At 68.4% G+C, this 21,446-nt stretch carries 24 protein-coding genes; 10 read left to right on the top strand and 14 right to left on the bottom strand.

Features of this window, described 5'->3' with window-relative positions:
• The first annotated feature begins 104 nt into the window (after positions 1-104).
• Positions 105-1,475, top strand: a complete 1,371-nt coding sequence (locus tag E1261_RS09105; RefSeq protein ID WP_132404752.1) for an FAD-binding oxidoreductase — start codon at positions 105-107, stop codon at positions 1,473-1,475.
• Here E1261_RS09105 and E1261_RS09100 read toward each other — a convergent pair.
• Positions 1,463-2,122 carry a TetR/AcrR family transcriptional regulator gene (locus E1261_RS09100; RefSeq protein WP_132404750.1) on the bottom strand — a complete coding sequence of 220 codons (660 nt, stop codon included), beginning with the start codon at positions 2,120-2,122 and terminating at the stop codon, positions 1,463-1,465. The genes E1261_RS09105 and E1261_RS09100 overlap by 13 nt on opposite strands.
• Before the next feature lie 79 nt (positions 2,123-2,201).
• Here E1261_RS09100 and E1261_RS09095 point away from each other — a divergent pair, with 79 nt between their 5' ends.
• The gene (locus tag E1261_RS09095; protein WP_132404748.1) at positions 2,202-2,924 is read left to right on the top strand and encodes an SDR family oxidoreductase; all 723 of its coding nucleotides are present in this window, start codon (positions 2,202-2,204) and stop codon (positions 2,922-2,924) included.
• On the opposite strand, the gene E1261_RS09090 is transcribed toward E1261_RS09095, so the two are convergent.
• The gene (locus E1261_RS09090; RefSeq protein WP_132404746.1) at positions 2,881-3,633 is read right to left on the bottom strand and encodes a hypothetical protein; all 753 of its coding nucleotides are present in this window, start codon (positions 3,631-3,633) and stop codon (positions 2,881-2,883) included. The genes E1261_RS09095 and E1261_RS09090 overlap by 44 nt on opposite strands.
• Before the next feature lie 29 nt (positions 3,634-3,662).
• Complete coding sequence (locus E1261_RS09085; protein WP_132404744.1) at positions 3,663-4,412, bottom strand: GNAT family N-acetyltransferase; 750 nt, start codon at positions 4,410-4,412, stop codon at positions 3,663-3,665.
• A 47-nt stretch (positions 4,413-4,459) separates the two neighbouring features.
• On the opposite strand from E1261_RS09085, the gene E1261_RS09080 reads away from it, so the two are divergent.
• Positions 4,460-5,281, top strand: coding sequence for an AAC(3) family N-acetyltransferase (locus E1261_RS09080; RefSeq protein WP_132404742.1), 822 nt, complete (start codon positions 4,460-4,462; stop codon positions 5,279-5,281).
• Between the two features lie 28 nt (positions 5,282-5,309).
• On the opposite strand, the gene E1261_RS09075 is transcribed toward E1261_RS09080, so the two are convergent.
• Positions 5,310-5,810, bottom strand: a complete 501-nt coding sequence (locus tag E1261_RS09075; protein ID WP_132404740.1) for a GNAT family N-acetyltransferase — start codon at positions 5,808-5,810, stop codon at positions 5,310-5,312.
• A gap of 94 nt (positions 5,811-5,904) precedes the next feature.
• Here E1261_RS09075 and E1261_RS09070 point away from each other — a divergent pair, with 94 nt between their 5' ends.
• The gene (locus E1261_RS09070) at positions 5,905-6,411 is read left to right on the top strand and encodes a DinB family protein (RefSeq protein ID WP_132404738.1); all 507 of its coding nucleotides are present in this window, start codon (positions 5,905-5,907) and stop codon (positions 6,409-6,411) included.
• A gap of 15 nt (positions 6,412-6,426) precedes the next feature.
• Here the strand turns inward: E1261_RS09070 and E1261_RS09065 are convergent, their stop codons facing one another.
• Positions 6,427-6,840, bottom strand: a complete 414-nt coding sequence (locus tag E1261_RS09065) for a hypothetical protein (protein ID WP_132404736.1) — start codon at positions 6,838-6,840, stop codon at positions 6,427-6,429.
• Positions 6,841-7,379: 539 nt separating this feature from the next.
• On the opposite strand from E1261_RS09065, the gene E1261_RS09060 reads away from it, so the two are divergent.
• From E1261_RS09060 to E1261_RS09050, 3 genes are all read left to right on the top strand, one after another.
• Positions 7,380-7,988: a histidine phosphatase family protein gene (locus tag E1261_RS09060; protein ID WP_202874519.1), complete on the top strand. Its 609-nt coding sequence runs from the start codon at positions 7,380-7,382 to the stop codon at positions 7,986-7,988.
• A gap of 189 nt (positions 7,989-8,177) precedes the next feature.
• Positions 8,178-8,939: a class I SAM-dependent methyltransferase gene (locus E1261_RS09055; RefSeq protein WP_132404732.1), complete on the top strand. Its 762-nt coding sequence runs from the start codon at positions 8,178-8,180 to the stop codon at positions 8,937-8,939.
• A gap of 14 nt (positions 8,940-8,953) precedes the next feature.
• Positions 8,954-9,586: a hypothetical protein gene (locus E1261_RS09050; protein ID WP_132404730.1), complete on the top strand. Its 633-nt coding sequence runs from the start codon at positions 8,954-8,956 to the stop codon at positions 9,584-9,586.
• A 34-nt stretch (positions 9,587-9,620) separates the two neighbouring features.
• Here E1261_RS09050 and msrA read toward each other — a convergent pair whose 3' ends face one another.
• Both msrA and yczR read right to left on the bottom strand, forming a co-directional pair.
• Positions 9,621-10,259, bottom strand: a complete 639-nt coding sequence (gene msrA, locus E1261_RS09045; protein ID WP_132404728.1) for a peptide-methionine (S)-S-oxide reductase MsrA — start codon at positions 10,257-10,259, stop codon at positions 9,621-9,623.
• Between the two features lie 87 nt (positions 10,260-10,346).
• Complete coding sequence (gene yczR / locus E1261_RS09040) at positions 10,347-11,789, bottom strand: MocR-like transcription factor YczR (protein WP_132404726.1); 1,443 nt, start codon at positions 11,787-11,789, stop codon at positions 10,347-10,349.
• Positions 11,790-11,851: 62 nt separating this feature from the next.
• Here yczR and yczE point away from each other — a divergent pair, with 62 nt between their 5' ends.
• Positions 11,852-12,517: a membrane protein YczE gene (gene yczE, locus E1261_RS09035; protein ID WP_132404724.1), complete on the top strand. Its 666-nt coding sequence runs from the start codon at positions 11,852-11,854 to the stop codon at positions 12,515-12,517.
• 48 nt (positions 12,518-12,565) lie between these two features.
• Here the strand turns inward: yczE and E1261_RS09030 are convergent, their stop codons facing one another.
• Positions 12,566-14,725, bottom strand: a complete 2,160-nt coding sequence (locus E1261_RS09030) for an MMPL family transporter (protein ID WP_132404722.1) — start codon at positions 14,723-14,725, stop codon at positions 12,566-12,568.
• A gap of 97 nt (positions 14,726-14,822) precedes the next feature.
• Here E1261_RS09030 and E1261_RS09025 point away from each other — a divergent pair, with 97 nt between their 5' ends.
• Positions 14,823-15,392 carry a TetR/AcrR family transcriptional regulator gene (locus E1261_RS09025; protein WP_132404720.1) on the top strand — a complete coding sequence of 190 codons (570 nt, stop codon included), beginning with the start codon at positions 14,823-14,825 and terminating at the stop codon, positions 15,390-15,392.
• Here E1261_RS09025 and E1261_RS09020 read toward each other — a convergent pair.
• The 6 genes from E1261_RS09020 to E1261_RS08995 all read right to left on the bottom strand — a co-directional run bounded on the left by E1261_RS09020 (position 15,389) and on the right by E1261_RS08995 (position 19,907).
• Positions 15,389-15,730, bottom strand: a complete 342-nt coding sequence (locus tag E1261_RS09020; protein WP_132404718.1) for an ArsR/SmtB family transcription factor — start codon at positions 15,728-15,730, stop codon at positions 15,389-15,391. The two genes, E1261_RS09025 and E1261_RS09020, sit on opposite strands and share 4 nt — an antisense overlap.
• Positions 15,720-16,151: an SRPBCC domain-containing protein gene (locus E1261_RS09015; protein WP_132404716.1), complete on the bottom strand. Its 432-nt coding sequence runs from the start codon at positions 16,149-16,151 to the stop codon at positions 15,720-15,722. Before E1261_RS09015 ends, E1261_RS09020 begins: the two co-directional genes overlap by 11 nt.
• Positions 16,152-16,225: 74 nt before the next feature.
• Positions 16,226-17,119 carry a hypothetical protein gene (locus tag E1261_RS09010; RefSeq protein ID WP_132404714.1) on the bottom strand — a complete coding sequence of 298 codons (894 nt, stop codon included), beginning with the start codon at positions 17,117-17,119 and terminating at the stop codon, positions 16,226-16,228.
• Between the two features lie 10 nt (positions 17,120-17,129).
• Positions 17,130-17,711, bottom strand: a complete 582-nt coding sequence (locus E1261_RS09005) for a hypothetical protein (protein WP_132404712.1) — start codon at positions 17,709-17,711, stop codon at positions 17,130-17,132.
• Between the two features lie 37 nt (positions 17,712-17,748).
• Positions 17,749-19,317, bottom strand: a complete 1,569-nt coding sequence (locus tag E1261_RS09000; protein WP_132404710.1) for a hypothetical protein — start codon at positions 19,315-19,317, stop codon at positions 17,749-17,751.
• An 8-nt stretch (positions 19,318-19,325) separates the two neighbouring features.
• Positions 19,326-19,907 carry a hypothetical protein gene (locus tag E1261_RS08995; RefSeq protein ID WP_132404708.1) on the bottom strand — a complete coding sequence of 194 codons (582 nt, stop codon included), beginning with the start codon at positions 19,905-19,907 and terminating at the stop codon, positions 19,326-19,328.
• A 216-nt stretch (positions 19,908-20,123) separates the two neighbouring features.
• Between E1261_RS08995 and E1261_RS08990 the strand changes: the two genes are divergently transcribed.
• Entirely contained in the window at positions 20,124-21,278 is a 1,155-nt protein-coding gene (locus tag E1261_RS08990) for a cystathionine gamma-synthase (protein WP_132404706.1), read from the top strand.
• Positions 21,279-21,446 lie beyond the last annotated feature (168 nt).

Below are 21,446 nucleotides of genomic sequence, written 5' to 3'. Positions count from 1 at the left end.
GGACGATCGCGTCAGCAGGACGTAAGCGCCGAATCGTTGACGTCCCCGGTGCGGCGGCGCACGATCGATGGATCACCTGGGGGAGTGGCCAACGGGAGAAACACATGTCCAGCACAGTTGAGGGGCGGAGACCGCAGGGTTTCGGGGGAGTGCTGCTGCGCGACGGCGACGCGGCGTACGACGAGGCCAGGGCGATCTTCAACAGCATGATCGACAAGCGGCCGGCGGCGATCGCACAATGCGAATCGGCCGCCGACGTGCAGGCCGCCATCCGGTACGGCGTTGAGCAGCGCCTGGAGATCGCGGTCCGGGGCGGCGGTCACGGGGTGGCCGGGACCGCTCTCAGTGAGGGCGGCCTGGTCGTCGATCTCCGGCGGATGAACAGCGTCCAGGTCGACCCGGAGGCCCGGATCGCGCGGGTCGGTGGCGGCGCTACCTGGGGTGACTTCGACCGCGCGACGCAGAAGTACCTGCTGGCGACGACCGGCGGCCGGGTGTCGACGACCGGGGTCGCCGGTCTGACCCTCGGCGGTGGATCCGGCTGGCTGGAGCGGAAGTTCGGACTCGCCTCCGACTCGCTGATCTCGGTCGAACTCGTCACCGCGGACGGACAGTTGGTGATCGCGGACGAGACGAGGAACAGCGAGCTGTTCTGGGCGCTGCACGGTGGTGGTGGCAACTTCGGTGTCGCGACCTCTCTGACCTTCCGGCTGCAGGACCTGCCGGCCACCACCTTGGCGCTACTGCTGTGGCCGGCCTCGGCGGGGCCCGACGTGCTGCGCGCCTACCGGGACCTGGTCGAGCAGGGTGTTCCTGAGGAGCTCGGCGGCGGCGTGATCTACCTGACCGGGCCACCGGAGGAGTTCGTGCCGGCTCACCTCCAGGGCCAATTGGCTGTCGGTCTCGCGGGGGTCTACGCGGGGACCGAGGCCGAGCTGCGGGAGGTATTCGCGCCGATGTTCGCCCTGTCGCCGGACGGCGTGCTGATCGCGGAGATGCCGTACGCCGATATCCAGTCCGCCCTCGACGATCCGCCCGGTTTCCGCAACTACTGGTCGGCGGAGCACCTGGCGTCGTTCCCCGATCCCGCGATCCAGGTCTTCGCCGACAGGTCGGCGGACATGGTCTCGCCGTCCCCGTCGCAACAGGCGATCGTGCCGTGGGGAGGCGCCGTACGGCGTGCTGCGGAACAGTGGCCGCAGCCGCACCGCGAGGCGGCGTGGGTGGCGCACCCGCTCGGACTGTGGACAGATCCGGCCGACGACGAGCAGGGGATCCGGTGGGCGCGGGCCGTCTGCGCCGATCTTGCGGAATGGTCGACCGGTTACGTGTACCTGAACTTCATCGGGGACGAGGGACGCAGCCGCGTGATCGCCGGATTCGGCGAGGACAACTACCGCCGGTTGGCGAAGGTCAAGAGTGAGTTCGACCCCGGCAACCTGTTCCACCTCAATCAGAACATTCAGCCTGGGTAGGAGTTCTGGCCCACTGGCGGCGTACGACGACGGCGTATGGCGGGCGCTGGAGCGTCCCAGACGGCGAGCGCGAGCTCGGCGGTCTGCAGCAGTTGCCGGCGGGTGGCGCCGTCGCGGGCCTGCTGTGACATGCCCTGGATCGTGGCGGCGAAGAAGCCCGCGAGTGCTTCGGCGTCGGTGCCGGCCGGGAGCACGCCGGCGTCGAGGTCGGACTGGATCCGATCGCGCAGTACGGCGACGTTGTGGCGGCGGATCTCGCGGAGCTGCTCGGCCACCTCGGCCGAGGCGGGAACCGTGTTCTGGGCCGCGCTGATGATCAGGCAGCCGGGGGCGTGACCGGTCGCCGTGTACTCGGTGGCGGCCTCGCGCAGGATGCGGGTGATCGCCGCCCGGGCGGTCGGTTCCTCGTCGAGCGCGCGGCTGGTGAACGCGCCGTGGGTCGCCTGGTAGCGGGTGATGACCTCGTTGAACAAACTGCGCTTGTCCCCGAAGGCGGCGTACAGGCTCGGGGCGCCGATCCCGAGCGCCGCGGTCAGATCGCTGACCGAGGTGGCGTCGTACCCACGCTCCCAGAACGTCAGCAGCGCTTGCTCGAGCGCGGCCTCGCGGTCGAAGGAGCGCGGCCGTCCGCGGCGGGTCTCGGTCATGGGTCACATTCTATAACGGTCGCTAGAGAATGTGTTACAGTCCTTTCTGTAACGACCGCTAGAGAAAGGATTCGTGAGGATGAGGACTGCATTGGTGACCGGTGGCAGCCGGGGGATCGGGCGGGCGATCGCCCTGCGGCTGGCTGCGGACGGGGTGCGGGTCGGAGTGCATTACGGCAGTGACGACAGTGCGGCTGCGCGGACCATTCGGGAGATCGAGGCGCGCGGTGGGCAGGCGTTCGCGCTGAAGGCCGATCTGGCGGGACCGCTGGACGGGTTGTGGGCCGCGTTCGACGAGGCGGCCGACGGGCTGGACATTCTGGTGAACAACGCCGGGATCGGGCGGCACCAGCCGATCGCGGACGTCACGGCGGAGTGGTTCGATCGGCTGTTCGCGGTGAACGCCAAGGCGCCGTTCTTCCTGGTGCAGCAGGCGATTCCGCGGCTGCGGGACGGTGGGCGGATCATCAACATCGGATCCGGCGTGACCCGGATCGCGTTCCCCGAGGACACGGCGTACTCGATGACGAAGGGCGCGCTGAACACGCTGACACTGGCGATGGCCAAGGAGCTCGGGCCGCGCGCGATCACGGTGAACACGGTCGCGCCCGGGATCATCGAGACCGAAATGAACGGCTGGCTCGCGGATCCGGACGCGGCGCGCGCGGCCGCGGCGTACTCGGTGTTCGACGCGGTCGGTCAGCCGGCTGAGGTCGCCGACGTGGTCGCCTTCGTGGCGTCGGGCGACGCGCGGTGGGTCACTGGGCAGACGCTGGATGCGACTGGTGGGTCGCAGCTTTAGTCCACTGGACGTGCACGACGACGGCGTAGGTGATGGCGGCGAGCGGGGCGGCCCAGAGGCGGAAGAACGGGAGCTGCCCGGTGAGGGCGGTCGCCCCGAAGATCACGCCGAAGAGGATCCCGCCGGCCGCTGCGCCTCGGCGGCGGCTGGCGAGCGCCGTACTGGGGAGTGGGCCGGTGTGCCGGTCGAGGACGGTGGCGAGGGCGGCCAGGCCGGCGACTGTCGTGATGGCGAAAAGGACGCCGCCGATGATCTCGCCGAACACGATCGCGGCCACGTTGACGGCGGACAGGATCGCGACGACGACCAGTACGTCGAGGGCGCCGTACAGGAGGTGGTTGCGGTGCCGGCGGGTCAGGTCGGCACCGTCGGCTGACCTGGTGGGGCCTGGGTCGCCCTTGAGGGTGCGGAGGGTGAGGACGATGCCGACTGCTGTCAGGGTCAGCACCAGGATCCCGGTGATCGACAGGAGCACTGAGTTTGTGGTGCTGAGGTAGTCGCGGACGTCGCCGCCGCCGAAGTCGCAGGTCGCGGACGGCGGGAACCAACTCGTGTGCACGGTCGCGTCCGGGCCGACTGACGGGCCGAGCTTGTCGAAACAGGACTTGCTCGGATCCCACCAACTCGGCATAGAGCTCGAGACGACCACGGACCAGATCAGTCCGAGACTGAGTCCAGCTGCCAGTACCCACCGCTTCAACGCCGCCACAGGACCAACCCTCTCATTTGGGTGCAAGGTCAGAGCTGGAAGCAGTATTTGGTGCCGTAGGCAACGAATCCGATCCGTCGGAGGGTAGGTGCGCTGGTCGCAGTCCGGGCGGTGACGAGCGCGAGCGTTGCGCCGGCTTCCTGGGCGGCCCGGCAGCGCGCGGCAATCAGCGCGCGATAGACGCCACGACCGCGCGCCTTCTCAAGAACACTGCCACCCCACAGCCGCACCACGTCACCCAGCAACGTGTACCCGGACGTCCCCACGATCTCGCCGTCGATCTCCGCAAGGAACCGCCCCGGCGACCGCTCCCCACGCGCCACTGCGGCAGCCTCATGATCAAGCTCGTTCCGGCTCGGCGGCGGCCAGCCGAACACCTCCGAGTCCACGTTCGCGGCCAGCTCGATGCTCTCGGCATCCAACGCCTGCCGAACCACAACATCACCCGGTACGTCGAGCTCCGCCGCCAGGTCCCCGCTCAGCGGCCGGGCCAGAATCTCGAGCTCCTCGACCTGAGTGAAACCCTTGCTCTGCAGGATTTCCCCGGTATCGGCGGGGAGCGTTCGAGCGTCGACCCACCACCGCAACGCCGTACCGTCCGGCGCCCGCTCCCGCATCTCCCCGATCAACTCATCCAGCGGACGCGTCGTCGACGACCACAGCACCGAGGGCCCGCGCCCGCCGTACACAATCATCCGATAGTCATCAGTCACCACATCGACGGCATCCGGCGGCACCCAAACCCACTCAGCCGCCGCCCTCAGAACCCGCTCACGCATGCGGAAATTCTAAGGCGATGTGGACTTCGGGCTGACATGCTTTTGCGATGGTCACCAAGGATGAGGTTGCGGACGGTCTGCGGCGGTTGGGGTTGGACCGATCGTCCGACGTACTTGTGCACTCCTCGCTCAAGTCCTTCGGGTACGTCGACGGTGGTGCGGAGGCGGTGTGCCAAGCGCTGGTCGACACGTGCGGGACCGTGTTGATGCCGGGCTGGACGTTCGATCTGACCGGGGTGGTGGTGCCGCCGGGGTTGGAGCGGCCGCATAACGCGTATCCGCCGGCCGAGGACTGGGCGACCTTTGACGCGAGCGTGGCGCAGGCGACGGCGTACCGGGACGATCTGCCGGTTGACCGGTGGCTGGGGCGGATTCCCGACGTACTGCGGACGTCGTTCGCGCCGTTGCGGAGTTCGCATCCGTTGATGGCGTGGCTGGCCGTGGGGGAGCGGGCGGCGGAGGTGCTGGCGGCGCAGCGGCACGACTGGCCGCTCGGGCCGATCGAGGCGCTCGGGGGTGACGTGCTGCTGCTGGGAGTCGGGCACACATCGAATACGACGATCCACCTGGCTGAGCAGCAGTTGGGGCGGTCGCGGTTCTACCGGTACGCGAAGATCGGTGACGGGTCGTGGGCGGAGCTCCCGAACATCTCCGGCTCGAGCCATCACTTCGACCTGATCGAGCCTTTGTTGCGCCAGGCAACCACCGAGGTCATGATCGGCGACTGCCGCGCCCGGCGGATACCGATCGCCGCCATCCTCGAGGCGACCCGTCAACTCGTTCTCGACGACCCGGCGGCGATGCTGTGCACCGACGACCACGACACTCGCTGCCCTGCGGCCATCCAGCAGCGGCTACAGCAGTTGTAGGTCACGTTCGGCGTACAGGCGGTTCGCCTCAGACCAGTCGCTTGGTGAACATCAGGGTGAGGTCGTCGTCGTTGCGGACGGTTTCCATCGGGGGGACCTGGCGGCCGTCGTAGATGAGGCCTCGGCCGTCGGGGAGGTAGCCGCGGCGGACGTACATGCGCTGGGCGTTGCCGTAGTCGGGGTAGAGGCCGACGCCGATGCCGACGGTGTCGGAGCGGGTGGCGACGCGTGCTTCGGCGGCATCCATGAGGGCGGTGCCGATGCCTTGGCGGCGGAGTTTGGGGAGGACATTGAAGTCCTGGATCTCCGGGATACCACCGAAGGGCTCGTACGGCGACTCCCAGCGGACCGTGACATAGCCGGCGTACTCGCTGTCGACCCACGCCACCAGCACGTCGCGGGTGCCCTCGCTCTGCTCGGCCAGGTACTTCTCGTACTGCGTGACCGGCTTGTTCCAGCCGAGTTCTGCCAGGGCGGCGGAGATGACTGCCGGGTCTTCCGGCTGTAGCGCGCGAATGGCCAGGTCCATGCTGGGCAGCCTAGGTTTCGGGCTCCTGGAAGTCTTCTGGTTTTGGGTTGAGTAGCGGACACAAGCTGGCCGCTACCCCTTCTAGAGTCGAAGCATGACGACGAACGAGCGGGACGACATCCTCGACTTCCTGAGCAAGCACCGGTACTTCCTGCGGAGTGCCGCCGAGGGACTCACCGACGAGCAGGCGAGTACCCGCAGCACGGTCAGCGAGCTGACGATCGGCGGGCTGATCAAGCATGTGAGCACGGTCGAGCAGCACTGGGCCGATTTCGCGCGGACGGGTACCAGCGAAGAGACGCCGACCGAGTACACGCCGGAGGTGCTCGCCGCGTGGGCCGACCAGTTCCGGCTGATCGACGGGGAGACGCTGGCCGACGTACTGGCGTCGTACGAGAAGGTCGCCGCTGCCACCGACGACCTCGTCCGTACCCTCGACCTGAACGCCGCTTACGAACTCCCTGCCGCACCCTGGCAGCCGCCGGGCGTCTTCTGGTCGGTTCGCCGGGTGTTCCTGCACATAACAGCCGAAACCGCCCAGCACGCCGGCCACGCCGACATCATCCGGGAGGCGATCGACGGCAAGAAGTCGATGGGCTGAGAGTCTTTGGTGCGGTCAGGCGATCGTGGTCCAGATCTTGGTGCTGCCCTGGGCGCCGATGAAGGGGTTGTTGACAGCCCACAGCAGGCCTTCACGGTTCTCAGGGACGTCGAAGTCGCACACCACCCAGCCGCCGTCGGCGCCGCGGGTGTTGAAGCACTCGCGGTACCAATCCGTCCCCGAGTCCTTGTTGTAGATCGTGCCGGCGGCGGACTCACCGTTCGCCTTGGTGTCCTTCACCCACACCTTGTCGGCGGACTGACCGAAGCACGCCTTCGCCCCGGTGACCGACACGCACCAAACCCCGAGGCCCTCCGGCGGCGCTCCACTCGGCTTCCCGGTCGCAGCCGAAGCCACCGCCGTCGTTCCCGCGGCGATCAACACCACTGCCGCCGGAATCCCGAACAACGCACGTACCAGCCTGCTCACGAAGAGCTCCTCACTTCTTGTCCAGCCCCCCGACCGCCGAGATTCAATCACGCTCGCCCAACGCCCCCGACACCACCGTCACCATCTCCGCAAGGACAGGACGTATACGCCTAGCACGTGCCGTCGTCACGCTCACCGAGCCAGGCACCAGCACCCAACCGGCCGACACCTCCTGTCCTTCGGTAGATCACACCGCCCCGCCAGGCCACCGCAACTGGCCCCCTCGCGCAACCACGAAGGCAAGCGGTCGTCGAGCGTCTGCCGTGGTGGTCGCCTGGTGTCGCTAACGACACGTAGTGGTCCCAGGCTCGGGCACTCGCTGAGCGTGGACGGCAGCCAGCAAGACCGCTCAGGGGGCACTACTACATGTCCTTACCGACGCCGCCGCCCAGCCCCGCCCCACCGACAGGACGTATAGGTATGCGACGGGCCTTCGCCACGGCAACCCCGGCGGGCGAAGGCATGTACGTAGACGACTACATCCTGTCCTTACGCACATGTACGGCGAACCACAGTGCCGCGGCCGGCGTCCCCTGAAGGTGGACGAATCATTCGGAGCCCGCCACCTCTACCTGGTCCGCCATGCGGAGGCCCGCCCCGACGAAGGCGGCCTCACCGAACGTGGCCGTCGCCAAGCGGTCCTACTCGGTGAACGCCTACGCGAGGTCCCCTTCACCGCGGTTCACCACAGCCCCCTGACGCGAGCCGCCGAAACCGCCCACCTCATCAACCACCAGGCCCCACTCCGCCCATCCGAAGCGGCCGGTGACTACATCCCGCACGTCCCACACCGCGACGACCTCCCACCGGACTCAGCCGACTACTACCTCGACTTCCTCCACCAAGCCACCCCCGAAGAACTCACCGCCGGCCCTCGCCTGGCCCACGAAGCCCTCGCCCAGTTCACCGGCCCCGCAACCGGCGGCCACGAGCTCCTCATCACCCACAACTTCCTCATCGCCTGGCTGGTCCGCGACGCCCTCGGCGCCCCACCCTGGCGCTGGCTGACCCTCACCCACTGCAACGCAGCCCTAACCACCATCCGCTACACCCCCAACCGCCCCGCCACCCTCCTCACCTACAACGACATGTCCCACCTGCCTCAGGATCTCCACTGGACCGGCTTCCCGCCGAACTCCCACATCTGAGCCCAGTTGGTGGGGGTGTGGAGACCGCGTGGTGGGTTTGAACAAGGAATGACCTGTGCACGCCCACCAGTTCTTGTTCAAGCCCTCGGTTGCTGGCTCGGCCCGGGGCAAGCACGCCGTGGCTGAGGTGGGCGAGCGGAAGAGGATAAATGGCAGGCGCGGGGGCGTGGAAGGTGTCAGGATTTCGGCATGGTTGAGCGGGCGTTGAGTTTTGGGTCGGTGGCGGAGACGTACGAGCGGTTCCGGCCTGGGTATCCGGCGGAGCTTCTCGAGGTTGTGATGGCGTACGCCGGTGGGCCGGTTCGGACCGCGCTTGAGATCGGGTCGGGGACGGGGAAGGCGACGCGGGTGTTCGCGGAGGCGGGGATCGCGATCACGGCGACCGAGCCGGACGCGGCGATGCTCGCGGAGATGCGCAAACACCTGCCCGCGAACGTGACCGCCGTACAAGCTGCGTTCGAGGACCTGCCGCTGGATTCGTCGTACGACCTGGTGTATTCGGCCGCAGCGCTGCACTGGACGAAGCCCGAGGGTCGGTGGGACCGGATGGCCGCGATCGTCCGACCGGGTGGCGTGTTCGCCTCGTTCGGTGCGCCGATCCAGCTGGCCGATCTGGCCCTCAGGGAGGCGGCGCGCGCGGCACGGGCGCCATACCTGGAGGACGACGGTGTCCCGTCGCCTGACGGTACGCCCGAGCATCTGCCGATGCAGTGGCCCGGCACGGAGCTCGAGCAGTCCGAGTGGTTCGCCGAGGTCCGGCAAGAGATCGTCGAACACCGGCTGACGATCAGCGCCCAGGACTACATCGGACACCTCTCGACGGTCTCGGCGTACGTGATGTTGCCGCCCGCCGACCGGGACGAGGTCTTCCGCCGAGTCCTCGACGTCCTCCCCGAAACCGTCGAACTCGACGCCCAGATCCACGTCCACCTCGCCCGCCGCGTTCACTAGAGCGGCGTGCTGCGGTGGGCAGATACGAAGTCGTTCCGGCGGATCGTGCCCGGGAGTTGATCGCTGCCGCGCTGCAGCCAGTTGTCGCGGATTTCGAGCATGTTCGTGGTCTGTTGTGGGCCACGTGGTTGTCGGATGGGATCCGAGCGGTTATCGACGTTCAGGCCCTCAAGGGGCAACAGTTCGACATCTTGTACGGCGTGTGCTGCGACTGGGTGCCGCACCGACTCGGCGATACGTATCGCTGGCATCGGACGCTCAAGCAGACGCGCCGGGATCTCTGGGTGGACCACTTCACAGTGGATGCCGGACCGCGTCAGTGGATCTCGAGTACAGAGGGCGAGAAGCAGCTACGGCGACAGGCCGAGAAGGCTGTTCGGCAGGTGGCGAAAAGCGCGGCAGTCTGGTGGCACGCAGCCCGGACCGAGGCAGGCGTGCTCTCCGAGGCGTGCCGGCAGGCGGAGAACGCATTCGACATCCACGAGCCCAGAGCCCGTTTCGTGGCCGCATTCACGCATGCCCGGCTGGGCGACCTGGTCGCAGCACAGCGTGAGCTCGCCTTCGCCGTCCCTACCTCGCAGACAAGCCATTTCGACGCTCTCACCGACAAGCTTTCCGAGGTCGCCGCTGAGCGTCCGGGAAGTTGACGCGCAGCTCTGCGTCAACTTCGCCGTACCAGCCTCAGCCCGGGAAGGCGGCGCCGGTTTTGCTGTGGCAGCGGTAGCCGTTGGGGTTCTTGAACAAGTACTGCTGGTGGTAGGGCTCGGCGTAGTAGTGGGAGCCGAGGGGGGCGATTTCCGTGGTGATGTCGCCGTAGCCGAGGGGCTTGATGACGGGGGCGTAGAGGTCGCGGGTGCGTTCGGCCTCGGCGCGCTGGGCGTCTGTCGTGTAGTAGATGGCGGAGCGGTACTGAGAGCCTAGGTCGTTGCCCTGGCGCATGCCCTGGGTCGGGTCGTGGGTCTCCCAGAAGACCTTCAGCAGGTCGGTGAAGGTGGTCTTGGTGGGGTCGTAGACGATCCGGACGGCCTCGGTGTGGCCGGTGCCGCCGGTGCAGACCTCTTCGTACGTCGGGTTGGGGGAGTAGCCGCCCGCGTACCCGACTGCGGTGGTGTAGACGCCGGGGAGCTGCCAGAAGATCTCCTCGGTACCCCAGAAGCAGCCGGTGCCGAACCAGACCTCCTCGAACCCCTCAGGGGCCGGTGCGGTCTGCGGTGTGTGCAGGACGATGTTCTCGGCCGGCACGGTGTAACCGGGGGTGGGCCGGCCGGGCAGTGCGGCCTCGGGCTCGACCAGGGCTGTGTTCCGCTTGAAGAACGACATTCTCACACCTCTCGCAGTTGACTCTCATAGTCTCTCAACGCGACCACCACGGCGAACCTTCCCCCGGCCCCTTACGGGAGGATGACGTCACGCGATCATCGCCGGGGTGAAGCCCGGGGTGCTCCGGGCGCCGGTGAGAGACCGGTACGACGCGGCCAACTGGCGGACGCCGTCCCGCATCACATCTGGTTCCAGGGTGTACGGGAGGCGGATGAAGGACTCCAGACCGCCGTCGGGGGAGAAGCGGGAACCAGCCACGAGCAGTACGCCGTTCCGCTGGGCCACGCCGACCAGAGTGGAGCCGACTGGTTCGGGGAGCTCGCACCACAGGGACAGGCCGCCGCCGGGGACCTGGAAACGCCAGTCGGGGAGCTCGGCCGACACCGCCTCCGCCAGCGCGTCACGTCGCCGGGCGAGCGTGGCGCGGCGTTCCGGCAGCAGGGTGGCGCGGTCGCGCAGCAAGTGGGCGACGACGAGCTGGTCGAGGACAGGTGCGCCCAGGTCGAGTGACGCGCGCGCATCGAGCACCCGGGCGACCAGCGACGACGGGACGCGCATCCAGCCGATCCGCAGCCCGCCCCAGTACGACTTGCTCACCGAACCGACCGTGATCACACCCTCCGGGTGGTAGGACGCGAACGGTGGTGGCATCTCCTGCCCGTCAAGCCACAGCTCACTGAGGGTCTCGTCGATGATCGCGGTCGTCCGGCTGCGGGCGAACGCGATCGCCAGCCGCTGCCGGTCCTCGGCCGTAAGTAACCAACCGGTTGGATTATGGAAATCGACCACCATCCAGGCCGCCCGCGGCGCCGTCTGCCGAACGGTTGCCTCCAGCAACGGCAGGTCCCACCCGCCCGGACTCATCGGTGCGGCGACGACCCGGCAGCCACTCCGCCGGATCGCGTCCACCGAGTTCGGGTGCGTCGGACTCTCGGTCAGCACCCGATCACCGATCTGCAGGAACGCCCGGACCGCGATCGAGGTCGCGGCCAGCGCCCCGGCGGTGACGATGATCTGGTCCGGCGACGTCGGCAGCCCGCGCTCGTCGTACGTCGCCGCGATCTCCGCCCGCAACTCCGGCAACCCCTGCGGGTGATAACCCGGCGTCGCCAGGTGCCGCGGCAACTCCACGGTCGCCGCAGCAACCGCCGTACTGATCCCTGGTACGGCGGCCGGCGCAGCGCAGGTGAAGTCGTACAAACCGTCCGTGTCGATTCCCGGTGCATGGTGTCGCCCCAGCTCCGGCCCGATCTTCGTCGGCAGCGCGGTCACGCTCCCGGATCCGCGGCGGCTCACCAGGTAGCCGCTGTCCCGCAACTCCCGGTACGCCGACGCCACCGTCGTCCGGCTGACCCCGAGAGTGTCGGTCAGCTCACGCTCACTCGGCAGCCGCGCGCCGGGCATGATCCGCCCGTCCGCGATCAGCAGCCGGAGCCGCTCGGCCAGCACCCGGTACGCCGGTCCCGTGTCCGCGGACCAGGTCTCGAGGAGCCCTCCGAGCGTGCTGGCAGGAAGCTGTTGCCCGTTCATGCAGTCCACTATTGCGCAATTGGCTATCGATCACCAGGCCACTTGGCCCGCAAACTGGGCAAGTGACCGCCACTTCCGCAGCCCCACCTCGTCAGCTCGCCGCGCTCAACCCGATCCAGCAGCTCAAAGCAGGCCACCTTCCGCGCCGCCTCATCCAGCTGTACGTCGGTCTGGTCCTGTACGGCACCTCGATGGGGCTGATGATCCAGGGCAACCTCGGCCTGGACCCGTGGGACGTGCTGCACTCCGGCATCATCAAGCACGTCCCGCTGAGCTTCGGGACGGTCGTCATCCTGATGAGCTTCATCGTGCTGCTGGCCTGGATCCCGCTGCGCCAATGGCCCGGGCTCGGCACGGTGAGCAACGCGATCGTGATCGGACTGGCCACGGACCTCACGCTGGCGACAGTTGACCGGCCGGATGCCCTGTGGGTGCGGATCCTCTTCATGCTCGCCGGGGTCGTCGTCAACGCGCTGGCCGGCGCGCTTTACATCGGCGCCCAGTTCGGCCCCGGTCCCCGCGACGGCCTGATGACCGGACTGGTCCGCCGTACCGGTCTGAGCATCCGCCTCGTCCGGACGACGATCGAGATCACGGTCGTCGCGATCGGCTTCGCGCTCGGCGGGGTGATCGGCGTCGGCACGGTCCTCTACGCCCTGTCGATCGGCCCGCTCCTGCACTGGATGCTGCCGATCTTCACCGTCCGCCTGAAGCCACAGGCCGACTAAAGACCGGCGGTGGGATCCCGAACCAGGGGGCTCGGGATCCCACCGCTGCTATCCGACCGGCTCCAGCTCACGCTCTTCAGCAGCAGGCTGACGAACCTTGAGCTTGCGCGGCCACCAAGCCCACCGCCCGAGCAGCGCGATCACACTCGGCACCAGGAAGATCGACATCACGAACGCCGAGATCACGATCCCGGCCGCGACCGAGAAGCCCATCTCGGTCAGCAACGCCATCCCGGCCAGCATCAGCGACGAGAACGTCCCGGCCAGGATCAGCCCGGCCGACGCGACCGACGGTCCGCCGTGCTCGATCGCGAGATCGGCCGCTTCGCGGGGATCGGTCCCTTGCTCGGCCTCTTCCCGCAACCGCGCGATCATCAGGATGTTGTAGTCGGTGCCGATGGCAACGACGAACAGGTACAGCATGATCGGCAGCGAGAACGTCACCCCGGCATGCCCGGCCGCACCCTGGAAGACGAACACCGTCGCCCCGATCGAGCTGAAGAAGCTCAGCACCACCGCAAGCATCAACACGACCGGTGCGATCAGCGACCGCAGCAGCAGTGCCAGGATGATCGCGATCAGCCCGCCGGCGACCGGGAAGATCACCGACAGATCGCGGTCGTTGGCGGCCCGGATGTCGCTGTAGCTCGACGTCACCCCACCGACCAGCGCGGTCGTCCCGGCCGGCGCCTCGGCGTGCGCGAGATCCTTGAGCTTCCCGTCGACCAGATCCAGAGACGCTGTCGCGTACGGCGCTCCGTTTAGTACGACGTTGATCTGGGCAACCGTCTTGTCGGGGTTCAGCGCCGCCAGACTGCCCTTCCCGTCTGCCGGGAGAATCGCGCCGACCCCGTCCACCTTCGCGAATTTCCCGGCGTACTGGGTGAGTTCGGCCGGATCCAGCGGCGTACCGTCGGTGCTGCGCACGTAGACCGTGGTCGGGCTGAGCGCGCCGGCCGGGAAGCCGGACTGCAGGTCCTTCATGGCTTGAGCGGACTCAGTGCCCTTGGGGAGCTGGCTGAACGCGTCGTAGTCGACCTTCATCCCGAGCGTGCCGAGCGCCAGCGCGACCATCACGGCACCGGAGGCCACCGCAACCAGCGCCGGACGGCGGGCGGTGAAGCGGCCGAGCCGCTTGAAGGTCGCGCCCTTCGGCGTGGTCTGCCAGGACTTCGACGGCCAGAACACCTTCGGACCGAGCAGCGACACGACCGCCGGTACCAGGGTGATCGAGGCGATCGCCATCACGCCGACCGCGATCGCCAGCCCCGGGCCGAGGCTCTTGAATCCACCGAACACGGCCAGCAGCAGCGCGCTGAACGCGACGACGATCGCGCCGGCGGCGGAGACGATCACCTCGGCGACCCGGCTGGTCGCGTTGGCCAGTGCGGCCTTCGGCTCCTCGCCGGCGCGCAGACGCTCGCGGTAGCGGAAGAGCAAGAACAGGATGTAATCCGTCCCGACGCCGTACAGGACGACTGTGAGGATGGTCTGCAGGTCCTGGGTCACCTGAAGGCCGGACGCCTTGGCGACCAGGGCGATCAGGCCGGGCGCGATACTCGCGACGAGGCCGACCGTGAGGATCGGCAGGAACGCCGCCACCGGACTGCGGTAGATGAGCAGCAGCAGGCCGACGATCAGCACGATCGTCGCGATCCCGACCACCACGAACGCGTTGTCGAACGCATCCTTGTTGTCCAGCATCAACGCGGCGTCGCCGGTGACGCCGTACTCGAGGTCGGCGCCGGTCAGCGCCGCATTCGTGGTGTCGCGGATCTTCTGCACCGCGTCGAGCACGGCCTGGTCCTCGGCCAGCCCCTTGAGGCCGACACTGACGATCTGGACCTGTTTGTTCGGTGACACAGCCTGTGGCCCGGTGACCACCCCGACGACCCGGTCGATCTTCGCGGCCGTCAGCTTGCCGGCCAGGTCCCCGACCTTGGCCTGGTCGGCTGCGGTCAGCTCACCGCCGCCGGCGCGTTTGACCACGATGCTCGCGGTCGCGTCGTTCGTCTGCCCGAAGGCGTCACTGGCCAGCTTCTGCGCCTGGACCGACTCGTACGTGTCCGGCAGCAGGCTGGTCTGATCCTTACTGGTGACGTCGGCGAGCGTCGGCGCGAACGCGAGCACGGCCACCGCCGCGACCACCCACGCGGCGATCACCTTCCATGGGTTGCCGACGACGAATCGTCCGAGTGTGCTGAACACCTTGGTACCCCCTCCGGGCTGACTGTTCTCTACCTGCCGCACGGTTGGTAGACTACCTGCCGCACGGTAGGCAAGCAAAGATGAGAAGGTAGGTGACGTGCAGCACGCGACTGGTTCCCGGGACACGAAGGCGGCGATCCATCGGGCCGCGCTCGACCTGTTCTCGGCGCAGGGGTACGAGAAGACGAGCCTGCGGGAGATCGCCGAGCAGGTCGGCATCACGAAGGCCTCGCTGTACTACCACTACTCGTCCAAGCAGGAGCTGCTGCGGGCGATCATCGGCACCTTCGTCGACGATCTGCGCCAGGTGATGGCGCGCGCCGAAGGGCTCGAGTGGTCACGGGAGGCAGAGCAGGAGCTGCTCAGTGCCTACCTCGACGTGGTGGTCAAGCATCGGCGCACCGGCCCCACCCTGATCCGCGACATCGGGGCCGTCCTTGCAGCCATCGACGAGGACCTCGAGGGCCTGATCGCGACCAGCCGAGCCTTCCAGCACTGGCTGGCCGGCCCTGATTCCACGGTCGCCAACCGCCTCCGCGCCGCCGCGGCGATCGAGGCCCTCAGTTCTGCGATGTCCGCCGACCTCCCGCCCGAGTTCAGCGACGCCGAGATCCACGCCACCCTCCTCGACGCCACCACCGCCCTGCTGGCCCGCCGCAGCGGCTAGCTGTCCAGGTGGGACTTGAGGGCGTCGAGGTTCGAGTCCCAGTTGTTGGCCAGAGCTGCGAGGAACTGCTGCGCCAGCTGGATAGGCGCCGAGTGCAGGCGGTAGCGGACGCGGCGGCGTTCGCCGGGCTCGGCGATCAGCAGACCGGCCTCGGACAGCAAGGCCAGGTGTTTGGCGATCGCCTGGCGGGTGATCGGGAGGCGCTCGGCGAGATCGGTCGCCGTGGCCGGGCCGCTCGTGGCCAGCTCGGCCAGGATCGTCCGCCGGCTCGGATCCGCCAGCGCCACGAACACCTGCTCGGCGACCGCCTCGCGATCGATGGATTGGTCAGGCTGCATTGAGGTATTCGACCAGTTCGCCGAGCTCGAGCTGCCAGCCCTCCACGTTTCCGCCGTACGCCTTGGCATAGGCGTCGCCCGTCAGCTGCGCGAAGCCGGACTCCACCACGGTCAATCGGGTGCCACTGTCGATCGGCTCCAGCGTGAACTCGACATAGGTACGGCGTTGGTCGTCCGCGGGCAGTCCGTAGATGTGCCACGTGTAGCCGAACACGGCCGGCTCCTCGAGCCGCTCGATCCGGAGCTCGGCCTTGTCGCCGGTCTCCCAGGTCAGTACGGCGCTGCCACCCGTCTGCAGGTCTACCGTCGCGTTCTGCCCGAACCACGTCCCGAGCCCCTCGGCCGTCGTCAGCGCCGCCCATACCTTCGCCGGTGAATGCCCGAGCTCCACTGTCCGCTCGATCCGATCCGGAAATCCCATCACTGCCTCCACATGTATAGCAACCGATTAGTTGCCATAAATGTATTGCAACTAATCGGTTGCGTCAAGCGGGGCTACTTGGTCAGATCCGGACCCTTGCCGGGCTGGTTCTGCTGACCGCGGCCGTCCGGCGCCTGCTGCGGCGTGGCGTTCACAGCCCCGGTGGCCGGCGCCTGTCCGGAGTTGATCAGCGCGGCCATCAACATCGCCTGGTTGTCCTTGTCCATCGAACCGACCAGCGAGTTCAACGCCGCCTGCCGATCCGTCGCCGACTCCGCGGTCGCGAAAGCATGGACCTGCGAGGCCACACCGGTGATGGCAGTTGCGGAAAGCTGCGGGCCACCCGGGGTCGGCGCCGACTGAGCGTTCAGATCCGGTGCGCTGAACTCCTTCATCGCGTGGAACCCGGCGGCAGCACGACCGGTCGTGTTGCTGACCTTCTCCTTGAACCAGCGGGAGACCCGGCCCGCGGTGGCGGCGATTCCCTGAGTCGCGGAGACGGCCGTGTTGCGGGTCGCGGTGGTGCCCGAGGCGACGGCATTCCGGGTGGCCGCTGCGCCGCTGGAGATGGCTCGGCCGGTGCGGTCGAGGCCGTCGCTCAGCCGGGTCGCGGCCACCTCCGCCTTGACGCCTGCCCGGTCGCGCAGGTCGTCCGCGCGCTCGGCGAGGTCCGCGCCGGTCCGGCCGACCCAGGCGGCGGCATCGCGTCCGTACTGCGCGGTCTGCGAGACGAGGGACTGTGCGCCCTCGCTGAGGCTCCGGCCCTGCTGGCGGGTGAACTCGATCGAGCGATTGACGGCGTTGTAGATCGGGGCCAGCGAGCGTTGGGTCTGCATCGAACGGCGCAGTGCCACCTGATCGGCCTGATCGAGGCTCGCGAGCCAGCGAAGGGCAGCGTCCTGGTCGCCCTGCTGCCACATCCCCGAGCCCTGCCCAGGTCCCTGCGGTCCTTGGTGCGGCGTGGTCATGGTCGAACTCCTAATCGATGTAGACCGCGTAGCCGACATTCACCGTGCGCGTCAGCGGTTCCGGGGTCGGCTGGTCACTGAACAGGTGGATCTGGGCGCCGGGCCGGATCCAGACGGCGACGTGTCGCCGGGGTCCGAAACCACTGGGCGTCCATTGCCTGAGGAAGCGCGGGTCGGTGTGATCACCGAGGTGGTCGGGCTCGCCCCAGTGCTTGCGGGCCAGCGCGAGGTGGTCCGGCCACACCGCGTCGATTCCGGCCTCCGCTTCGGCCATGTCCTCCGGACGAACCTCGTACCCGACCCAGCCGCTGTTGCGGGTGTCGGGGAACACGAGACCGTCGTACGCGACGAGAGTGCTGCCGCGTTTGGTCGTGAAGGCCCACGAGGACATGGTCGCGTCGATCTCCTCGCCCGGCGCGAGCGGAACCGGCGTCCAGCCGGTCGCGTTGCTAACGCGCTGCACCAGGGTGCGGACGAGTGCCGGGCCGGCATCGTCACTGTCCGGTCCGGCGATCGGCGCCCAGTCGGTGATCTCGGCCAGGTCGGCCATGGCCAGGTCGTCGTCGTCGAGCGGCCTGTCCGCTGTCTTCATCCGGTCGTCCTCCTGTGTTCTGAAGCCGGTACGCCGGTCAGCGGGTGCCGCGGCCGTTGGGATCGTTCTTCTGCGCGGCGGACTGCCCGGTGCCGCGGTCTGCCTTCTTGTTCGGGTCGGACTGCGCGGTCTTGGCCGCCTCCTCGCGGGTGCTGGGCCGGACGTCCGCGGTGCCGTAGAAGGCAGCCGCCGCCGCGCGAGCCGCCTGCTCCTTACGAGCTACCTCGTTCGGCTGCTCACCAGCCGCCTGGAACGTAGGCTGCTGCACCTGCGGCCGCTCAGCCTGCCCCGGCCGCGTAGTCGGCTGCCCACCCGCCGCCTGAAACACAGGCTGCGCCGTCCCCCGAGGCTGCTGCTGCCCACCCGCCTGCTGCGGACCGGCCTGCTGTGCGCCCACCTCTTGTACGGCGGGCTGCTGCGGACCGGCCTGCTGAGCTACTGGCTGCTGAGTGGCCGGCTGCTGCTCTCCTGACTGCTGGGTCTCGGGCTGCTCAGCGGACTGCTGCTCGCCCGGCTGCTGCACCTCGGGTTGCTGGGCTGCCGGTTGCTGGTTCTCGCCAGCGGCGGACGCGACCCAGCGCTGGGCCTCGGTCTTGTTGGCCGGCACAGCCTCGTGCTGCCCGACGTGCTGCTGCGCCTCAGCCGACTGCGCCGCCGCCTGCTGAGCTTCTGGCGAAGCCGACTCAGCCTCAGGCTGCTGCACCTCGGGCGACTGGCCCTCCGTCGACTGCACCTGCTGCTGCCCCTCAGCCGCCTGCACGTCCGGCGACTGGGCTTCGGCTGTCTGCGCTTCCGGTGACTGCGCTTCCGACTGCTGCCCCTCAGCCGTTTGCGCCTCCGGCTGTTGGACTTCGGGGGAGTCGACCTCGGGCTGTTGCTGGTTTTCGGCGGCTTCCAGCTCGGCTACCTGTTGTTCCAGGAGGGTGATCTGCTCGCGGAGCTGCCTGAGCTCGTTGCGGAGCATGTCCAGCCGACCGGGGTCGGCCTGCACGGGAGCGCGCGCGGCGTCCTGTCGCGACTGGATCATGCCCGGCGCGGCGGGTGCCTGCAGCTGGGGCGCTTGCTCGCCCGGACGCACCTCGAAGTCACCAGGGGAGCGGAAGGCCTGGACCAGGTTCCGTTGCGCGAGCTGACTCAGGTCGCCGCGCGTCATCGTGCTGTGCCCGAGCTGCGCGCGGATGACCGGATCGACCGTCTTCATGTCCTTGGCGGCCAACGTAGACGCCGCCTTCAGCAGCTTGGTGCCACGCCGCAGGTCCTGCCAGCGCGAGTAGGCGTTGCCCAGCATCCCGCTCAGCGAAGGCGTCTCCGTACGCGGCGCTCTGATCCGCTGCTGGGCGGCCTGCCCCAGCGCACCCAGCTCCGCACGCGCCTGCGCGTTCTGCGTACCGGTCACGCTGCGCTGCATCATCGCGCTCAGGTCGGCCGCAGTCAGGTTCGATCGCCCAAGCGCCTCCCGGAACGCCGGATCGATCCGGCGACGGTCGCTGCGCTTCAGCGTGACCGCTGCCTTGGCGTCCTTCGTGCCCTGCTTGACGTTCCGCTTGTACTCGCGGTTCAGCCGCCGCCGCTGCGACCCGGTGAACTCTGGCGGGTTCTGGCTCATCAGCTCTCCTAGTCGAGGTACATGGCGTAGCCGACGCCGACCGCGGTGGTCAACGGGTCCTTCGACGGACGCATGCTGTACAGCCGCAGCTCGGCGCCCGGGCGCATCCAGACGGCCAGGTGGCGGTGGTCCGCCCCGGCACCGGGCGCCCACTCGTCGTCGAACCCGGGCTTGCTGTCGTCACCGACGTAATCGGGCTGACCGAAGTACTTGCCGACCAGCGCGAGGTGGTCCGGCCAGTGCGCGTCCAGACCGGCCTCCGCCGCGCCGATGTCGTCGGGGCCGATCTCGTACGCCGACCAGCCGCTGTCCGGACAGTCCGCGAAGACCAGGCCGTCGAACACGATCAACGTCGTACGGCGGGGTGTGACGAACCCCCAGGAGACCATCTCGTCGCCGATCGTCTCGCCCGGCTGCAGCGGCCAGGGCTGCCACGGGGTCCGCGCCATCACCCGGTGCACGAGCGCCCGCACGACCTCGGGGCCGGACTCGTCGCCGTCCGGCCCGGCCAGCACGGTCCAGTCCTGGATCTCGGCGAGATCGGCCAGCGCCAGGTCGTCCTGGTCGAGTGGCCTGTCCTGCGTCTTCATGCCCAGATCCCATCTCTCTGCGTACGGCGTCGGTCGCGGCCGGTGACCGTCAGGCGGCTCGGCAACTACTGCCCGCAACGGTAGGCCGCAGCGTGGGTCACGTGCCAGGGGGTTCGACGGATCTGTGGACAACTTGGATCCCCGGTGGCCCGAGGGGATGTCTCAGCGGCGGAACGGCGGTTCGAACCATGGCAGACCAGGCCGTACGCTGGTCCGGTGAATTCCGAACACCACTACGGCTTCGAGACACTCGCCATCCACGCCGGGAACGAGCCCGACCCGACCACTGGCGCAGTCGTCCCGCCGATCTACGCGACCAGCACCTACAAGCAGGACGGCGTCGGCGGTCTGCGCAACGGGTACGAGTACTCCCGTTCCGCGAACCCGACCCGCACCGCGCTCGAGGAGTGTCTGGCCGCGGTCGAGGCAGGGACCCGCGGATTCGCGTTCGCGAGCGGCCTGGCCGCCGAGGACACGCTGATCCGGTCGCTGTGCGTGCCCGGTGACCACGTGGTCTTCCCCGACGACGCGTACGGCGGCACCTTCCGGCTGTTCTCCAAGGTGCTGGGCGCCTGGGGCGTCGAGATGACCCCGGCCGCGGTCACCAACCCGGAGGCGATCCGCGCTGCGATCCGCCCGGGCAAGACCAAGGTCGTGTGGCTGGAGACCCCCACCAACCCGCTGCTGAACGTCGCGGACATCGCCATCGTCGCCCAGATCGCCCATGACGCGGGCGCACTGCTGGTCGTCGACAACACGTTCGCCTCGCCGTACCTGCAGCAGCCGTTGGAGCTGGGCGCGGACGTGGTCGTGCACTCGACCACGAAGTACATGGGCGGGCACTCCGACGTTGTCGGCGGCGCACTGATCGTGCGGGACGCCGAGCTGGCCGACAAGATCGCCTTCCACCAGAACGCGATCGGCGCGGTCGCCGGCCCGTTCGACTCGTTCCTGGTGCTGCGCGGCATCAAGACGCTCGGTGTGCGGATGGACCGGCACAGCGACAACGCGGAGAAGGTCGTCGAGTTCCTGCAGCGGCACAGCTCCGTCAGCAAGGTGCTCTACCCCGGCGTCGAGGGCCACCCCGGCCACGAGACCGCAGCCAAGCAGATGAAGCGGTACGGCGGCATCGTGTCGTTCCGCGTCACCGGTGGCGAGGCCCAGGCGCTCGACATCTGCAACAAGGCCGAGGTCTTCACCCTGGGCGAGTCGCTGGGCGGCGTCGAATCCCTCATCGAGCACCCCGGCAAAATGACCCACGCCTCAGTAGCCGGCACCCCCCTAGAGGTCCCCGCCGACCTGATCCGCCTAAGCGTAGGCATCGAAACGATCGAAGACCTCCTAGAGGACCTAGACCGCGCCATGTCCTGACCCACCCGCCTTCACCATTTGATGGGTTAACCCATCAGCTTGTGGGTTCTGGACCCGCATGCGGGTGGAGAACCCACAATCTCGTGGGGGAACCCATCAGATGGAAAGGCGCGCAACCCAAATGGGGAAAGCGCGCAACGGTCGGTGGCGTGGTGGGTGTGACGAGCG

It is taken from the genome of Kribbella albertanoniae, assembly GCF_004348455.1.
In the GTDB taxonomy this organism is placed as follows: domain Bacteria; phylum Actinomycetota; class Actinomycetes; order Propionibacteriales; family Kribbellaceae; genus Kribbella; species Kribbella albertanoniae.
Note: the sequence above shows the minus strand (reverse complement) of the source record. Positions and strands in the feature narration are given on the sequence as shown.

Coding starts and splice junctions, on each gene's coding strand:
- E1261_RS09020 (WP_132404718.1), bottom strand. CDS start 15,730: ATGCAGCCTGACCAATCCATCGATCGCGAGGCGGTCGCCGAGCAGGTG.
- E1261_RS09070 (WP_132404738.1), top strand. CDS start 5,905: ATGACGACGAACGAGCGGGACGACATCCTCGACTTCCTGAGCAAGCAC.
- E1261_RS09080 (WP_132404742.1), top strand. CDS start 4,460: ATGGTCACCAAGGATGAGGTTGCGGACGGTCTGCGGCGGTTGGGGTTG.
- E1261_RS09010 (WP_132404714.1), bottom strand. CDS start 17,119: ATGACCACGCCGCACCAAGGACCGCAGGGACCTGGGCAGGGCTCGGGG.
- E1261_RS09005 (WP_132404712.1), bottom strand. CDS start 17,711: ATGAAGACAGCGGACAGGCCGCTCGACGACGACGACCTGGCCATGGCC.
- E1261_RS09055 (WP_132404732.1), top strand. CDS start 8,178: ATGGTTGAGCGGGCGTTGAGTTTTGGGTCGGTGGCGGAGACGTACGAG.
- E1261_RS09095 (WP_132404748.1), top strand. CDS start 2,202: ATGAGGACTGCATTGGTGACCGGTGGCAGCCGGGGGATCGGGCGGGCG.
- yczR (WP_132404726.1), bottom strand. CDS start 11,789: ATGAACGGGCAACAGCTTCCTGCCAGCACGCTCGGAGGGCTCCTCGAG.
- E1261_RS09075 (WP_132404740.1), bottom strand. CDS start 5,810: ATGGACCTGGCCATTCGCGCGCTACAGCCGGAAGACCCGGCAGTCATC.
- E1261_RS09105 (WP_132404752.1), top strand. CDS start 105: ATGTCCAGCACAGTTGAGGGGCGGAGACCGCAGGGTTTCGGGGGAGTG.
- E1261_RS09085 (WP_132404744.1), bottom strand. CDS start 4,412: ATGCGTGAGCGGGTTCTGAGGGCGGCGGCTGAGTGGGTTTGGGTGCCG.
- E1261_RS08995 (WP_132404708.1), bottom strand. CDS start 19,907: ATGAAGACGCAGGACAGGCCACTCGACCAGGACGACCTGGCGCTGGCC.
- E1261_RS09015 (WP_132404716.1), bottom strand. CDS start 16,151: ATGGGATTTCCGGATCGGATCGAGCGGACAGTGGAGCTCGGGCATTCA.
- E1261_RS09000 (WP_132404710.1), bottom strand. CDS start 19,317: ATGAGCCAGAACCCGCCAGAGTTCACCGGGTCGCAGCGGCGGCGGCTG.
- msrA (WP_132404728.1), bottom strand. CDS start 10,259: ATGTCGTTCTTCAAGCGGAACACAGCCCTGGTCGAGCCCGAGGCCGCA.
- E1261_RS09100 (WP_132404750.1), bottom strand. CDS start 2,122: ATGACCGAGACCCGCCGCGGACGGCCGCGCTCCTTCGACCGCGAGGCC.